The organism is Novosphingobium sp. RL4 (genome assembly GCF_035658495.1).
GTDB lineage: Bacteria > Pseudomonadota > Alphaproteobacteria > Sphingomonadales > Sphingomonadaceae > Novosphingobium.
The window spans coordinates 202,420-218,194 of record NZ_CP141945.1; the positions used below are offsets into that span (position 1 = coordinate 202,420).

Annotated in this window: 10 protein-coding genes; 7 read left to right on the forward strand and 3 right to left on the reverse strand. The window is 65.1% G+C overall.

Annotated features, from left to right (window positions below; all coding sequences use genetic code 11):
• The first annotated feature begins 143 nt into the window (after positions 1–143).
• Together U9J33_RS18290 and U9J33_RS18295 are read left to right on the forward strand one after the other, a co-directional pair.
• Positions 144–2,309 carry a TonB-dependent receptor domain-containing protein gene (locus tag U9J33_RS18290; RefSeq protein ID WP_185999711.1) on the forward strand — a complete coding sequence of 722 codons (2,166 nt, stop codon included), beginning with the start codon at positions 144–146 and terminating at the stop codon, positions 2,307–2,309.
• Between the two features lie 240 nt (positions 2,310–2,549).
• Positions 2,550–5,321 (forward strand): TonB-dependent receptor, encoded by a 2,772-nt coding sequence (locus U9J33_RS18295; RefSeq protein WP_231636264.1) that lies wholly within the window; start codon positions 2,550–2,552, stop codon positions 5,319–5,321.
• Positions 5,322–5,363: 42 nt separating this feature from the next.
• Here the strand turns inward: U9J33_RS18295 and U9J33_RS18300 are convergent, their stop codons facing one another.
• The 3 genes from U9J33_RS18300 to pcaF all read right to left on the reverse strand — a co-directional run bounded on the left by U9J33_RS18300 (position 5,364) and on the right by pcaF (position 9,007).
• A complete protein-coding gene (locus U9J33_RS18300) occupies positions 5,364–6,227 on the reverse strand; it encodes a class I SAM-dependent methyltransferase (RefSeq protein WP_324699942.1) in 864 nt (287 codons plus the stop codon).
• Between the two features lie 97 nt (positions 6,228–6,324).
• Positions 6,325–7,725, reverse strand: coding sequence for an aldehyde dehydrogenase (locus tag U9J33_RS18305; RefSeq protein WP_185999713.1), 1,401 nt, complete (start codon positions 7,723–7,725; stop codon positions 6,325–6,327).
• 70 nt (positions 7,726–7,795) lie between these two features.
• Entirely contained in the window at positions 7,796–9,007 is a 1,212-nt protein-coding gene (gene pcaF / locus U9J33_RS18310; RefSeq protein WP_185999714.1) for a 3-oxoadipyl-CoA thiolase, read from the reverse strand.
• A gap of 224 nt (positions 9,008–9,231) precedes the next feature.
• Between pcaF and U9J33_RS18315 the strand changes: the two genes are divergently transcribed.
• The 5 genes from U9J33_RS18315 to U9J33_RS18335 all read left to right on the forward strand — a co-directional run bounded on the left by U9J33_RS18315 (position 9,232) and on the right by U9J33_RS18335 (position 15,732).
• Positions 9,232–11,223, forward strand: coding sequence for an alkyl/aryl-sulfatase (locus tag U9J33_RS18315; RefSeq protein ID WP_185999715.1), 1,992 nt, complete (start codon positions 9,232–9,234; stop codon positions 11,221–11,223).
• A gap of 85 nt (positions 11,224–11,308) precedes the next feature.
• Entirely contained in the window at positions 11,309–12,079 is a 771-nt protein-coding gene (locus U9J33_RS18320) for an enoyl-CoA hydratase/isomerase family protein (RefSeq protein ID WP_185999716.1), read from the forward strand.
• Between the two features lie 49 nt (positions 12,080–12,128).
• Entirely contained in the window at positions 12,129–14,159 is a 2,031-nt protein-coding gene (locus U9J33_RS18325) for a 3-hydroxyacyl-CoA dehydrogenase NAD-binding domain-containing protein (protein ID WP_185999717.1), read from the forward strand.
• Positions 14,156–15,304 (forward strand): iron-containing alcohol dehydrogenase, encoded by a 1,149-nt coding sequence (locus tag U9J33_RS18330; RefSeq protein WP_185999718.1) that lies wholly within the window; start codon positions 14,156–14,158, stop codon positions 15,302–15,304. The genes U9J33_RS18325 and U9J33_RS18330 overlap by 4 nt, the downstream gene beginning before the upstream one ends.
• Positions 15,301–15,732 (forward strand): acyl-CoA thioesterase, encoded by a 432-nt coding sequence (locus tag U9J33_RS18335; RefSeq protein ID WP_185999719.1) that lies wholly within the window; start codon positions 15,301–15,303, stop codon positions 15,730–15,732. Before U9J33_RS18330 ends, U9J33_RS18335 begins: the two co-directional genes overlap by 4 nt.
• The last annotated feature ends 43 nt before the right edge of the window (positions 15,733–15,775 follow it).

Below are 15,775 nucleotides of genomic sequence, written 5' to 3' on the forward strand. Positions count from 1 at the left end.
CTTCTGCAATACTTCGATGCGGCATCATGTCGGGGTGGCAGCCGAAATGTTGCTCCTCGTAATAATTCATTTCCCATAGCGACTTGCCGATCCGACCCGATTGACAGCTTGCAGCAGCGACCACACTGGCCCGTGCAAATGCGATGCATTCGCATTACTCATCAGGGGGATCAGTCTTGTCGAACACGTCCTATCGCCGCGCGCGCATCCTTTCCGGAGCCAGCCTGACCGCGCTCGCCTGCACCGCTCTTACCTGCCTTGCAGGTCAAGGCGCCCATGCTGCGGAAGCCGAGGAAAACACCGGCCCGGCGATCGTCGTCACGGCGGCAGGCTATGAGCAGGACATTACCGTAGCCCCGGCCAGCGTCACTGTGCTGGACCGCGAGGAACTTCAGGAAAAGCGCTTCGGAAGCCTGGCGGAGGCATTGCAGGATGTGCAGGGCGTCGATGTCGGTGGTGAGGCCGGCAAGACCGGGGGCCTCAACATCTCGATCCGCGGGATGCCCAGCGACTATACGCTGATCCTGATCGACGGCCGCCGCCAGAACGCCCCGGGCAACGTCACGCCCAACGGCTTCGGCGAATCCTCAACCAGCTTCATGCCACCCTTCTCCGCGATCGATCGGATCGAAGTGGTGCGCGGACCCATGTCCACGCTCTATGGCTCGGACGCGATGGGCGGCGTCGTCAACATCATCACCCGCAAGGTCGGGACGCGCTGGGTCGGCACGGCATCGGCCGAAACCACGGTTCAGGGCGACGATCGGTTCGGCAATATCCAGTCGATCAACGGCTTCGTGCAAGGACCCGTCGTCAAGGATCTTCTCGGCCTGACCCTGCGCGGCAGCGTGTTCCACCGCGAGGGCGCGAATATCGAGATACCCGGAGATCCTGCGCTCACGCTTGGCCGCAACCCGGTGGAATCGGATATCTACACTTACGGCGGGCGCCTCAGCTTCACGCCCCATGTCGACCATGATCTCTGGGTGGAGATCGACCGTAACGAGCAGACCTACGACAACAGCAAGGGCCAGCTCGGCACGCTGGGATCGGGCGGCTATTCACCGAGGCAGCAGTTCAACCGCACGAACTACGTGGTCGCTCATAGCTGGCGCACCGGCCTCGGCACACTCGACACCACTTTGACGCGCAACGATACCGAGACGATCGGCCGCCTCATTCCCAACGGCACCCCCGGTGCGACGCCCGGGAGTGCCCGCAATCTCGAAGCCCGCAACGACATCATCGATTCGCGCTTTGCCGGAAAGGCAGGCCCCGTTGCCTTCACGGTCGGCGGACAGTACTGGCGCGCGCAGATGAAGGACGGCGTCGCGCCCGCACCGTTCAAGTTCACCCAGTGGGCAGGCTTCGCCGAAGCGACCCTTACCGTGGTCGACGGGTTCAACCTGACTGGCGGCGCCCGTTACGACGACCATTCCACCTTCGGCAGCAAGTGGTCTCCCCGCGCCTATGCGGTCTGGAACATCAACGATGGCCTGACCGTGAAGGGCGGCGTCAGCCGTGGTTTCAAGACCCCGCGCGTCGAACAGATCGCCAGCGGCATCATCGGTTTCGGCAGCCAGGGCCGCGTACCGCTGATCGGCACGCCCGACCTGATGCCCGAGACCAGCACCAGCTACGAAGCCGGTCTCTACTACGACAGCCATGGCTTCTTCAGCGGCAACGTCACCCTGTTCAACAACGATTTCGACGACAAGATCGCCTCCGGACCCGGCATTCCGAACTGCACGTTCTCGGGCTATACCACCCCTCCAGCGGGCTGCATCGACGTGGGCAACTTCCCCAATGTCGAGCTGTTCGGCCAGTCGATCAATATCGACAAGGCCCGGACCCGCGGTGTCGAAGTGGCCACCCGCTTCGCCTTCACACCGGCGATTTCGCTCTCGGTGAACTACACCTACACCGAAACCGAACAACTCAGCGGCAGCGAAAAGGGGCTCCCGCTGGTGGGCATGCCCAAGCACATGCTGAACGGGAACCTGCGCTGGAAGGTCAGCGAAGAAGCGAGCCTCTGGGCCAGGACCGAGATCCGCTCCGGCCGCTGGCGCGGCAACAATGTCCAGCAGGCAGCGGTGGGCGATTTCCGCAGCTACGAAGTGTTCCACCTTGGCGGGTCGTACCAGATCACCCCCGCCTTCCGTCTGGCGGCCACGGTCTACAACGTGCTGGACACCGACTACGCGGTCTACGTGCCTTATGCGAGCGGCACGAGCACGGTCTACACTCCCGCCTACTCGATCAATCAGGAAGGCCGCCGGCTCTGGCTGTCGGCGACGGTGGATTTCTGAGGCTCAACCCAGACGCGCTCCCTTCCTTTCGCGGGAAGGGAGCGCGTTTGCGCAATCGCCGGAAATAAGACGTGAGCTACTTATTACCTTTCGGAAACAGTTTTAATTAGTCCGACTATTTTATTGTTGTAGAATCCATTCTTCGACGATAACTCCCCGGATATCGGATAAATAATCCGACGTTAGCGCCTTCGCTGCGCTGACGTTGCCCCGACAATGGGGAACAGGGGAGAGGGAATCGTGAATAAAGTCAGACTAAGTCTGTCCTGCGCACTCGTCGCGTTCGCTACACCGGCCTGGGGGCAGGCCGTATCGAACGACAAGGACGCCAAGCCTGAAGTCCAGCCCGTTCCGGAAGACGATGCCGCGAAGGAAGCAGTGTCGCCGGAAGACATCATCGTCACCGGGTTCCGTGCCAGCCTGTTCAACGCAGCCCAGATCAAACGCGATTCCGACGCGATCGTCGATGCGGTCGTGGCCGAAGATATCGGCAAGCTGCCGGACAACAACGCGGCGGAATCGCTGGCGCGCGTTTCCGGCATCCAGGTCAGCCGTTCGGGCGACGAGGCCAACCAGGTGCTCGTGCGCGGGCTGCCCGATCTGACGACGACCTTCAACGGTCGCGACATCTTCACCGCGGAATCGCGCGGCGTGGCGCTTTGGGACTTCCCTCCCGGCGCCCTGCGCGCGCTGGAAGTCTATAAGTCCGGCACCGCCGATCTCATCGAGCCGGGCCTGGCAGGCCTCATCAACGTGCGGACATGGCGCCCGTTCGACTTCAAGGGCTTCGAAGTGGCCGGATCGGTTCGCGGCACTTACAACGACCAGTCCAAGAAGTACGACCCCGCCAACGCCAATCTCCAGATCACCGACCGCTGGCAGACCGGCATCGGCGAGATCGGCGCGCTCATCAACTTCGCCTATACCCAGCAGCAGTTCCGCAACGCAGCGCGCTGGAACAGCGCCGATGTGCTGGCGCCGGATGCCGGCAATACCGTGGAACCGGAATCGGTCGGCCGCGATTTCGTCTTCCCGGAAGCGGTCGGCGTCTTCTACAACAGCGGCATCCGCAAGCGCCCGTCGATCAATGCGTCGCTCCAGTGGAAGCCCGCGCCCAATCTGGAAATCTACGTGGATGGCCTGTGGCAGGCCTATCGCGGACGTGATGCGAACGACTTCTTCGCGACCTCGCTGCGCTTTGCAGGAGCGCAGCTCAGCAATGTCGTTCTCGATCCCGACGAGCCCAACAAGGTTCTCAGCCTGACCAAGACGGGTGGCTGGCGCCCCGATATCTATCGCTCCACGGTCAATGGCGACACCAATACCTATCAGGGTGCGATCGGCGCGGTCTGGACCACCGGCAAGGCGACGATCTCGACCGACTTCGCCTATACCGACAGCACGTTCAAGCAGACCGAATGGAGCCTGGACTCCGCCCTCACTTCCGCGCCGACGGTGGATGCCGCCTTCGACGTGAAGGGCTCCGCGGCCTTCTCACTTCCCGGCTTCGATGCGACGGATCCCGCCAACTACCAGTTCCGCGGCTTCTTCGACCGTATCTACGTGGGCAAGGGCAACGGCATCCAGTGGCGCGGCGACGTCTCGCTGGAAACCGACATTCCCTTCCTGCCCCTGCTCCAGGTCGGCAGCCGGGTGACGACACGGGATTCGTCGGTGCGTTCGGGTTCGCGCTATGCCTACCTGATGGATCTCGGCATCGGGATGAACGAACTCGGACTGGGCGACATGTCGCTCATCGACAATACCTTCCGGGGCGGCGTGCAGGGCTTCACCCAGTGGCTGGCGCCGAGCCGCTCGGCAGTCCGCAGCAATATCGACGGCCTGCGCGCGATATCGCTTGCCGGATTGCAGCAGCTGGCGCTGATGTATCCGAACGATGCCGGCATCCGCGACAATATCCAGCGGTGGTCAAGCGTTGACGTTCCGCTCGATCCGCTGGCTTCATGGGATGCGAGCGAAAAGACCTATGCCGCCTATGCGCAGGGCAAGTATGCCTTCGACATCGGCGGGGTGGAGATCGGCGGTCTCGTCGGCGTGCGCATCGTCAATACGGATGGCCGCTATTCGGGCACATCGCTGGTGGACGGCGTGCAGACGCCCGAGGAAACGCGCCAGAACTATGTCGACGTGCTGCCCAACTTCAGCACGCGCATCCGCTTCACGGACAAGTTCCAGGTCCGCCTGGCCTATACCAAGACGCGTACCCGTCCGACGTTCGGCCAGTTGAATCCGGCCGTGAACATCACCCGCGCGCAGAACACCGGCGGCACGCCGGGCCGCTATGACGCTTATGGCCGCGCCGGCAACCGCGACCTCGCGCCGCTGACCTCGCGCAACTATGACGCCACGCTCGAATACTACTTCTCCCCGCGTGCGGCGGCGGGCGTCTCGCTGTTCTATCGCGATCTCGACGGCTTCATCAGCGATTATACGCGCGACGTGCAGGACCCGGTCTACGGGCTGATCCAGGTGGTTCGCCCCGAAAATGCCGGCTCAGGCCGCATCAAGGGCGTCGAAGCCGGGTTCCACAGCTTCTTCGACTTCCTGCCGGGCATGCTTTCCGGCTTCGGGGTGCAGGGCAACGTCACCTATCTTGACGGAAAGAACCAACTGCCCAACGCGCTTGGTCAGGACACCAGGATGGTGGCCATCCCCGGCGTTTCGCACTGGAGCTACAACGCCGTGCTGTTCTATGAACGCGGCAAGCTCTCGACCCGTCTTTCGTACAATTACCGGTCGAAGTTCACCAACTTCTACTCGCCCGACGCCAATGGCAATCTCTACGTGGGCGAAGGAACCAAGGCGATCGCCCGACTGGACTATTCCCTGTCCTACACCGTGATCCCGGCAATCACGATCACGGCGGACGTCAGCAATATCCTGGGCAAGCCGTTCAACAACTACCGCTACTTCAACCAGACCCAGACCTACCCGCGCGACATCCGCTACGAAGGCCGCTACTTCGGCCTCGGGACGCGCTTCCGCTTCTGATCGGACAGAAGGGCGCGGTGTTTCGCCGCGCCCTTCTGTCCATCACGAAGATGCGTTGCGTGCGGTCACGATCCATGCCGCACCGTCGATCATCACCGAGTGCTCGCCCGGACGCCGGGCGAAAGCATCGCGCACTGCTGCTGCGGCGCTTTTTCTCACGTCCGGGGCGGCGTCCGCCAGAGCGCGGGACAGCGGGCCGACCTCGAAGGCCATGTCCACCGCATCGCCGATGGCCCCTTCCCTGCTGGTCCCGAGCCCGAAGGGGATTTCGCGGTCAAACGGCGCGATCGCGATATCCGTGAACCCCGCAAGCGAGAGGATCGATCGGACTCTTTCCCCGTCACCGAACGAAAACGGCCCCGGTGCATCAGGCTCCGGCGGCGGCGAAGCTGGGACGATGCCCTTGATCGCCCCCATCGGCAAGCGCACCCAGTCATTCTCGTCGGCCCCGCGCCAGCAGACGAAGGCTGCCCGTCCTCCCGGTTTCAACGCCAGACGCAGATTGGTGAAGGCCGCGACCGGCTCGGCGAAGAACATGACGCCGAAACGCGAATAGAGCAGGTCGAACCGCGCCGCCCCCAGATCGGCACTGCCCGCATCCTCCAGTTCGAAATCGAGCCCTGTATCTGCCGGGTAAAGCCCACGGGCGCGTTCGATCAGGGCGGCGGAAATGTCGATGCCGGTGACGTGGCCGTCAGGGCCGACACGATCGGCGAGCACGCGGCTCGTCGCGCCCGCTCCGCAGCCGATATCCAGCACCTGTTCGCCCGGCACCGGCACGGCAGCCTCGATCGCGGCGGCTCCGAAATGTTCCAGCATGGCATCGAGACGCGCCTGGTTGGAGACCCAGCGTTCGCCGCTCTTTCCGTTCCATTCGCTCACTCGGTAGACGTTGGCCTGCGGCATGTTCACTCGCTATTTGAGAACTGTTCGCAAATAGCCTATCGAGAGTTTCCGCGATTGGAAAGCGCCAAGCATCGAGCCGGGCCCTGGAGCCGAGCGGTCAGATCGGGAAATGACCCGGCTGCGTCTCGGCGGTGATCCAGCGCAGTTCGGTGAAGCTGTCGATCCCGGCCTTGCCGCCGAAGCGGCCATAACCCGAAGCGCCGACCCCGCCGAACGGCATCTGCGCCTCATCGTGAACGGTCGGTCCGTTGACATGGCAGATGCCCGAACGAATGCGGCGCGCGATGCCGAGACCGCGCGCGGTATCGCGCGTGAACACGGCCGCCGAAAGGCCATATTCGGTATCGTTGGCAAGTTCCACGGCATGGTCTTCGTCCCGCGCCCGGATCACGCCCACCACCGGGCCGAAGCTCTCGTCACGGAACAGCTTCATCTCCGGCGTTACCCCGTCCACGACATGCGCAGGCATGAGAACCTTGTTCGTCGTTTCGCCGCCTACCAGAAGGCGCGCCCCTCGCGCCACGGCATCCTCCACCAGGCTGCGGCAATGCGCGACCGTCTTCTCGTCAACCACGGCACCCAGCGGCGTCGCGCCCTCGCGCGGATCGCCCACTGCCATCCCGGCGACCCTGGCCGCGAACCGTGCCACGAATTCATCGGCCACGGCATCGACCACGATGATCCGCTCGGTCGACATGCAGATCTGGCCCTGGTTCATGAAGGCCCCGAACGCGGCCGCCTTCACCGCCTCGTCGAGATCGGCGTCCTCCAGAACGAGCAGCGGCGCCTTGCCGCCCAGTTCGAGCAGGCAGGGCTTGAGATGGCCCGCAGCGCGGGTCGCGATGATCCGGCCGACTGCGGTGGATCCGGTGAAGTTGATGCGCTTCACTTCGGGCGCATCGATCAGGGCGCCCACCACCCCTGCGGCATCTGCGGGTGCGTTGGTGACGACGTTCACCACGCCTTCCGGGAACCCCGCCTCGCCCAGCGCCTCCACGATCAGGCCATGCGTCCGGGGACAGGTCTCGCTGGCCTTGAGGATGACCGCATTACCGCAGGCGAGCGGCATGGCGATGGCCCGCACGCCGAGAATGATCGGCGCATTCCAAGGAGCGATGCCAAGGATGACGCCCACCGGTTCACGCAGGGCCATGGCAATGCAGCCCGGCTTGTCGGAAGGGATCACCTCGCCGCCGATCTGCGTGGTCATGGCGGCCGCTTCGCGCAGGATACCGGCTGCCAGCGTCAGGTTGAACATTGCCCAACCGGCGGTTGCGCCGATCTCGCCCATCATGGCGGCGACGAAATCGGCCTTGCGCGCCTCCAGCGCATCGGCCGCCTTCATCAGGACCGCGCGACGCGCCGCAGGCCCCTGCGCTGCCCACAACGGCTGCGCTGCCGCGGCACGGGCGGCAATGGCCGGCATTTCGGCAGCGGTCATCGCTGCCGCACTGGAGGCGACCTCGCCGGTCAGGGGGTTGATGCGCTCGAACTGCATGGATGCTCTCCCGGAACTTAGCTATTTTAGATAGCAATGCAGCTCCACCGGCGCAACCATGCCGCAGCGGTCAAACGCGTTCGACAGCCAGCGCCAGTCCCATGCCCACGCCGATGCACAAGGTTGCCAGACCCAGCCTGCCGCCACCCGCCTCCAGTTGCCGCGCCAGCGTCAGCGCGAGACGCGCGCCCGACATGCCAAGCGGATGGCCGAGAGCGATGGCGCCGCCATCGGCGTTCACATGCGGCGCATCGTCAGGCAAGCCAAGCGCGCGCAGCACCGCGAGCGACTGGCTGGCGAAAGCCTCGTTCAGCTCTATCGCGTCGAAATCGGCGATGGAAAGGCCCAGTTGCGCCATCAGCTTGCGGGTCGCCGGAACTGGCCCGATGCCCATCACACGCGGCTCCACCCCGGCAGAGGCCATACCCAAAATGCGCAGGCGCGGCACCAGGCCATGGCGCTTCGCCGCAGCCTCCCCGGCAATGACCAGCGCCGCCGCGCCATCGTTGATGCCGGAAGCATTGCCTGCGGTAACCGTGCCCTCCGGGCCGAACAGCGGCTTCAGCCTGGCCAGCGCCTCAGCCGTGGTATCGGCGCGGGGATGCTCGTCAACGGCGATCTCCACGCTTTCCCCCCGCTTGCGCCCCGGCACCGTGACCGGCACGATTTCCGCCGCAAGGCGGTTCGCGGCCTGCGCGGCAGCGGCGCGCTTCTGGCTCCGCAGCGCGAAGGCGTCCTGATCCGCGCGGGAAATCCCGAACTGCTGCGCCACGTTCTCACCGGTGCGGGGCATCGTTTCGGTCCCGTGAAGCGCATCGAGCGCGGGATTGACGAAGCGCCAGCCCATCGTCGTATCCTCGATCTTCTGGCTACGCCCGAACGCGCCTTCGGCCTTGCCCATGACGAAAGGCGCGCGGGTCATGCTCTCTACCCCTCCGGCGACAGCGAGTTCCATCTCCCCGGTCCGCACCGCGCGTGCAGCGGCCCCCACCGCCTCGAGACCGGAAGCGCAGAGCCGGTTGACGGTCACTCCGGGGACGGACACCGGCAGGCCCGCCAGCAGCAGGCTCATCCGCGCGACATTGCGATTGTCTTCGCCCGACTGGTTGGCACAGCCGTAGAACACTTCCTCGATCGCGGCCGGATCGAGCCCGGGATTGCGCGCGAGCAAGGCTCGCAGCGGCACCGCGCCCAGGTCGTCCGCACGAACAGCCGCAAGCCCGCCGCCGTAGCGCCCGATCGGGGTGCGGACGGCATCGCAGATGAAGGCATGGCTGGTCATGGCGCAGGTTCCTCGGCCCCGGGTCGGGGTGATCCGGTCCCGCTCCTCCTAGCAACCCGCCCTTCGCCCCGGCCCCTTACGCGGGAGCCCCGGAAACATTATCACAACCGGGAATTACGCCGCGCCGATCCTCGCGGGGTTTGCCGGTGGCCGGCCCGCGAGGACAGTGCGGCGGCTGTCTGGCCGGGGAACGACACCCGGCGCCGGTCGCAAAGAGGATGCCCATGACCCGTCGCATACATTCGAAAGCGGTAGTTGCCGCGATCTCCCTCGCCGCTTTCGCCGCCGGAACCGCTCATGCGCAGGACGCCGGCACCGCCGAATCGAAACCCGCCTCGCCCGCCACCTTGCGCTACTTCGAGGAAACCACATCCCGGTTGCCGTGGAACGACCGGGAGGATTTCGAACTTGCCAGCCGCGGGTTCATCGCGGGCATTCCCGGCAGAGTGATCGCGAAGGAAGACGGCCGCAAGATCCGCGATCTCTCCGAACTCGACATGTTCAAGGGCCCGCGCCCGGACAGCGTCAATCCCAGCCTCTGGCGCAACGCGCAGCTCCTGTCGCAATCGGGGCTCTTCAAGGTGACGGACCGCGTCTATCAGGTGCGCGGGATCGAACTCGCCAACCTGACCGTGGTGCTGGGGAAGACCGGCTATATCGTCGTCGACACCCTCACCACCGTGGAAAGCGCGAAGGCGGCGATGGACCTCGTGCGCGCGAAGCTCGGCGACCGGCAGGTCGTCGCGGTGATCTACACCCATAGCCATATCGACCATTTCGGCGGCGCTGCGGGTGTCATCGGCGCCGAAGAAGCCGCGCGCCGAAAAGTGCCGATCATCGCGCCCGGCGGATTCCTCAAGGAAGCGATTTCCGAAAACGTGATCGCAGGCCCGGCCATGAGCCGCCGCGCCACATATGCCTTCGGCCACCTGCTGGGAACCGGCGCCAGAGCCGACGTGAGCGACGGCATCGGCCCGGCCTTCAACCGCCTCGGCATGGCGACCGGCACGGTCCGGATGCTCCCGCCCACGCGCGAAATCCACAAGACCGGCGAAACAGCGACGATCGATGGCGTGCAGCTCGAATTCCAGTACATGCCCAATACCGAGGCCCCGGCGGAAATGGCGATCTATTTCCCCGGCCTGCGCGTGCTGGACATGGCGGAAAACGCCAATTCCTCGCTGCACAACATCCTGACCCTGCGAGGTGCGCAGGTCCGCGATGCAAAGGCCTGGGCGGACGACCTCACCGAATCCATCCGGCTTTACGGCGCGGGTACGGATACGCTCATCACCTCCCATTTCTGGCCGCATTGGGGCAATGCGAAGATCCTGGACTACCTCTCTGCTCACCGGGACATGTACAAGTACCTGCACGACCAGTCGGTAAGAATGATGAACCAGGGCCTGAACGGCACGGAAATCGCGGAGAACCTCAAGCTGCCTGCACCGCTTGCCGATCGCTGGTTCAATCAGGGCTATTATGGAACCCTCAGCCACAACGCCAAGGCGGTCTACCAGCGCTACATGGGATGGTACGACGGCAACCCGGCGAACCTGAACCCGCTGCCGCCGCAAGCGGCCGCGCCGAAATATGTCGCGGCGATGGGCGGGCCGGACGCGGTGCTGGCGCAAGGACGCAAGGCCATCGAGGGGGGCGACTATCGCTGGGCATCGGAACTGCTCTCCCGCCTTGTCTTCGCAGAGCCGGACAACCGCGCCGCCAAACTCGCCCTGGCCGACAGCCTGGAACAGCAGGGCTACGAGGCGACAAGCTCGATGTGGCGCAACGCCTTCCTCTCCGGCGCGAAAGAACTGCGCGAAGGCGTGAAACAGGCCGGGTTCGATTCCGTAGCCGGCTCGATCCCCGCACTTTCGCTGGACGAGATACTCAACCTGCTCGCCGTGAGGCTGGTCCCGGAACGCGCCCTCGCGCAGCCGATGACGCTCGATCTCGCGCTGGATGGCGGGAAGGAAGCGCAGCACATCGAAGTGCGCAGCGGCGTACTGATCCATCAGCCGGTCGGGCCGGGCGTACCTGCAGCGCCGCGGCTCGAAATGACCCACGCCCAGCTCGTCGCCGCGATCACGAACAAGCCGCCGGTCGATCCGCTGGACGAGGATCGGGCCGGGCGGCTCAAGGCCTTTCTGGGCCTGTTCGAGGCGCCCAGGGGTACTTTCGGGCTCGTTGCACCCGCACCCCAGGTTGTAAACTAGCATAAGGCCCCATCATATCCGTGAATATGGCCGCCCCCGCGCACTTGGCCTCCTGCCGAAAGGACAGGCAGCCTAAGCCGGGGGCATGAGCATTACAGTCACCCGCGATGGCCCGGTCGCCATTGTCGCCTTCGATCGCCCACGCGCGAAGAATGCCTTCACCATGGCGATGCGGCGGGATTTCGTCGATGCCTTTGCCGCGCTGGACGCGGATCGTTCCGTCCGCGCCGTCGTCCTTACCGGGAGCGAAGGCAACTTCTGCTCCGGCGCGGATATCGGCGAAATGGGAGACACTGGCCCCGAGGACTTCCTGGCCCGGATGCATCTCCTTCATGCCATGGCCCGCGCGGTAGCCCGCTTCCGCGCTCCGGTGATCGCTGCGGTGGACGGCGTTTGCATTGGCGCGGCGTGGGGCTTCGCCCTCGCCGCCGATATCGTGCTCGCCGGTGAAGAAGCACGCTTCGCCGCCACTTTCCGCCGCATCGGCTATGCTCCGGATGCGGGCCTCGCCTGGCACTTCCTGCGCACCGTCAATCCGATGCGCGCACGGGAGATCGTCTATTCCGGACGCGAGGTCCGTGCCGAAGAAGCCCTCGCGCTCGGCCTTGCCATGGAAGTCCTGCCGGGAGATGCCCTGATGGACCGCGCCATGAAACTCGCGCGCGATATCGCCGAAGGGCCCGCCACCGCGCTTCATCTCGCCAAGCGCCAGTTCGCCGCAGCTCCCGCGATGAGCTTCGAGACCTTTCTAGACTTCGAAGCCACGATGCAGCCCCTGCTCGGACAGACCGGCGACCACCGCGACGCCGTGACCGCCTTTCGCGAGAAGCGCCCGCCCCGGTTCAACGGCGGCTGAGCCCTTCCTTCCTGCCCCGATCCCCGCTCTTTACCTTCTGGAGTTCCCCATGATCCGCACGGCCCTTTCCGGCACCATTCTCGAGATCACCCTGGACAATCCGCCGGTCAACGCGCTCGGCGCTTCCGTGCGCGCGGGTCTTTCCGAAGCAGTAGCCCGTGCCGCCTCGGACGACGCGGTAACCGCGATAATCCTGACCGGCGCGGGCAGGCTGTTCAGCGCCGGGGCCGATATTTCCGAGTTCGGCAAACCACTTGCCGATCCCCAACTGCCCGATGTGCTGGACGCGATCGAGACCTGCCCCAAACCGGTGATCGCCGCGATCAACGGCACCGCGCTGGGCGGCGGTCTCGAACTCGCGCTCGCCTGCCATTACCGCATTGCCCTTGAAGAGGCGAAGCTGGGCCTGCCGGAAGTGACCCTGGGCATCCTGCCGGGCGCTGGCGGCACCCAGCGTCTGCCCCGTCTCGTCGGCCTGGACGAGGCTCTGCGGATGATCGTCTCCGGCTCTCCCATCGCAGCGGCCAAGGCGGCCGGGATCGGGCTCGTCGATCACATGGTTGCGGATTACGCGGAACTGCTTCCGGCCGCCCGCGAACTGGCCGCTTCCGGCTTGCCCGCGCGCCCTACCCGCTTGCGCGAAGTCTCCGGCGAAGCGGGAAGCGCGGATGCGTTCGTGGCGGCCAACCCCCGACTGTTCAAGGGCCTCCATGCCCCGGCCGCCTGTGTCGAGGCGGTGAGGGCCGCCGCCGCGCTACCATTTGCCGAAGGCATGGCGGTGGAGCGCCGCCTCTTCCTCGATCTCGTCGCCGGTGACCAGTCCCGCGCGCTGCGCCACGCCTTTTTTGCCGAGCGCTCCGCCGGACGGATCGAGGATCTGCCCAAGGACACGCCCCTGCGCGAGATCGGCCGCGTCGGCATCATCGGCGCAGGCACGATGGGCGGCGGCATCGCCATGAACTTCCTGTCGGCGGGAATCCCCGTCACCATGGTCGAGACCAATGGCGAAGCATTGGAGCGCGGCACCGGGGTGATCCGCCGCAATTACGAAGCGAGCGCCGCCAAGGGCCGCCTCACCCCGGAACAGGTCGAGACGGCGATGGACCGACTTTCGCCGACCCTGGATTTCGAGGCTCTGGCCCAGTGCGATCTCGTGATCGAGGCGGTCTACGAGAACATGGACGTGAAGAAAGAGGTTTTCGCACGGCTGGACAAGGTTGCCCGCCCCGGCGCGATCCTCGCATCCAACACGTCCTACCTCGACGTGGATGAAATCGCCGCAAGCACTTCCCGTCCGCAGGACGTGGTCGGCCTGCACTTCTTTTCGCCCGCCAATGTGATGAAGCTGGTGGAAGTGGTGCGCGGCGCGAAAACGGCGCCGGATGTGATTGCCACCGCCATGGCGCTCGGCCGCAGGATCGGGAAAGTTCCGGTGGTTGCGGGGGTCTGCTACGGCTTCATCGGCAATCGCATGCTGATCCCCCGGCAGGACAATGCCCTGGCCCTGATCCTGGAAGGGGCCAGCCCCGATCAGGTGGACAAGGTCCACACCGATTTCGGCATGCCCATGGGACCGTTCCAGATGACCGACCTCGCCGGGGTGGACATCGGCTGGCACCGCGATCCCGCCCGGATCGAAAACCTCAAGGACGCCCTTTGCGCACAGGGACGCTGGGGCCAGAAAACCGGTGCGGGCTTCTATGATTATGACGAACAGCGCAAGCGCACGAACTCTCCGGTCGTCACCGCCCTGATCGAGGAATTTCGAGAGCGCGAGGGCATCGTCCCGCGAGAGATTGCAGACGAGGAAATCGTTGTGCGCACGCTCTACACGATGGTCAATGAGGGGGCAAAAATCCTGGAGGAGAGGATCGCCCAGCGCGCTTCCGATATCGACGTGGTCTGGCTCCATGGCTACGGCTGGCCCCGCTGGACCGGCGGCCCGATGTTCTGGGCCGGTGAGACAGGCCTTGCCAGGATCGTCGAGGCGCTTAACCGCCACGCAGACCGTCTCCCGGCCGATTTCACTGTCTCGCCCCTGCTGCGCGACCTTGCCCGGCGCGGGGAAGGCTTCGCATGAGCGCCCCCTTCAGCTTCACTTACGGCCCGCGCGTGACCTGCGGTGAAGGCACCGCCAGGCGGGTTGCCGACATGCTGCCCGACGGCCCGGTCCTGTTCGTCACCGATCGCCAGATCGTGTCGCTGGGACTGGCGGAACCGGCGCTGGAAGCGCTGAGAACCTCCGGTCGGCCAGTCGCGGTTTTCGACGCGGTGGAAGCAGACCCCTCCCGGGCGACACTAGAAGCTGTCGTGGCAGCGGGGCAGGACATCGCGGCAGCCGGTGTCGTCGGTTTCGGCGGTGGCAGTCCGATGGATGTCGCAAAGCTGGCAGCCTATCTGCTCGGCTCGGGCGATGACCTCGACAAGATCTGGGGCGTGGGCAATGCACGCGGCACCGGCCTGCCGCTGGTGCTGATCCCGACGACTGCCGGCACCGGTTCCGAAGCCACGCCGGTTTCGATCATAACCCTGCCCGGCGACGAGAAGCGGGGCGTATCCTCACCCGCGCTGGTGGCAGGAAATGCCGTGCTCGACCCCGCGTTGACGCTCGGTCTCCCCAGCGCAGTGACGGCCGCCACCGGCATGGATGCGATGGTCCATGCGATAGAAGCCTATACCTCGCGGCATCTCAAGAACCCGCTGTCAGACATGCTGGCCCGGGAGGCGCTGACCCTGCTCGCAGGCAATCTCCTCACCGCCTGTACCGAGCCCGCCAATATCGCCGCGCGCGAGGCCATGCTGCTCGGCGCGCATCTGGCGGGAGTGGCCTTCGCCAATGCCCCGGTGGCGGGGGTACACGCCCTTGCCTATCCTCTCGGAGGCCGGTTCCACGTTCCCCACGGCCTGTCCAACGTGCTCATGCTGCCCCATGTGCTGGCGTTCAACATGAGTGCCGCATTGCCGCTCTACGCCCAGCTCGGCCCGCTGGTCGATCCGGGGCTGGCAGGACTTGGCGGGCAAGCGCAGGCCCAGGGCCTGCTTGAAGCGCTGCGGAACATGGCCGAAACGGCAGGAATGCCATCCCGTCTGGCCGAAGTGGGCATTTCCCGCGCCGATCTGGACAGGCTTGCCGCCGACGCCATGTTGCAGGAACGCCTGCTGCGCAACAACCCGCGCCCGATCACGCTTGACGATGCGCGTCAACTCTACGAGGCAGCACTATGAGCCGCGAACCCTTGCGCCCGCGCGAAACCTATCGCCACTTCACACCGATCACCACGCGCTGGCACGACAACGACGTCTACGGCCACGTCAACAATGTGGTCTACTATTCGTGGTTCGACACTGCCGTGAACGCATGGTTGATCGAGGCAGGCCTGCTCGATGTCGAGAACGGCAATCCGATCGGCCTCGTCGTCGAAACCGGCTGCCGCTACGCCGCTTCGGTGCAGTTCCCGCAGAAGCTGGAAGTCGGCATCCGCGTCGCCAGACTGGGTTCGAGCAGTGTCACCTACCACCTCGGCATCTTCGTGGAAGGTTCGGGAGCAGCGGCCGCCGAGGGGCATTTCACGCATGTCTACGTCGATCGCGATAGTCGTAGGCCGGCGCCCTTGCCAGAGGAGTGGCGAATGCTGCTTGAAACGATAACTTGATATTGATTATCAAAAGCAAATTGGTTGCATCCTTTGCAGTGAA

Coding starts and splice junctions, on each gene's coding strand:
- U9J33_RS18290 (WP_185999711.1), top strand. CDS start 144: ATGCATTCGCATTACTCATCAGGGGGATCAGTCTTGTCGAACACGTCC.
- U9J33_RS18300 (WP_324699942.1), bottom strand. CDS start 6,227: ATGCCGCAGGCCAACGTCTACCGAGTGAGCGAATGGAACGGAAAGAGC.
- U9J33_RS18305 (WP_185999713.1), bottom strand. CDS start 7,725: ATGCAGTTCGAGCGCATCAACCCCCTGACCGGCGAGGTCGCCTCCAGT.
- pcaF (WP_185999714.1), bottom strand. CDS start 9,007: ATGACCAGCCATGCCTTCATCTGCGATGCCGTCCGCACCCCGATCGGG.
- U9J33_RS18315 (WP_185999715.1), top strand. CDS start 9,232: ATGACCCGTCGCATACATTCGAAAGCGGTAGTTGCCGCGATCTCCCTC.
- U9J33_RS18320 (WP_185999716.1), top strand. CDS start 11,309: ATGAGCATTACAGTCACCCGCGATGGCCCGGTCGCCATTGTCGCCTTC.
- U9J33_RS18325 (WP_185999717.1), top strand. CDS start 12,129: ATGATCCGCACGGCCCTTTCCGGCACCATTCTCGAGATCACCCTGGAC.
- U9J33_RS18330 (WP_185999718.1), top strand. CDS start 14,156: ATGAGCGCCCCCTTCAGCTTCACTTACGGCCCGCGCGTGACCTGCGGT.
- U9J33_RS18335 (WP_185999719.1), top strand. CDS start 15,301: ATGAGCCGCGAACCCTTGCGCCCGCGCGAAACCTATCGCCACTTCACA.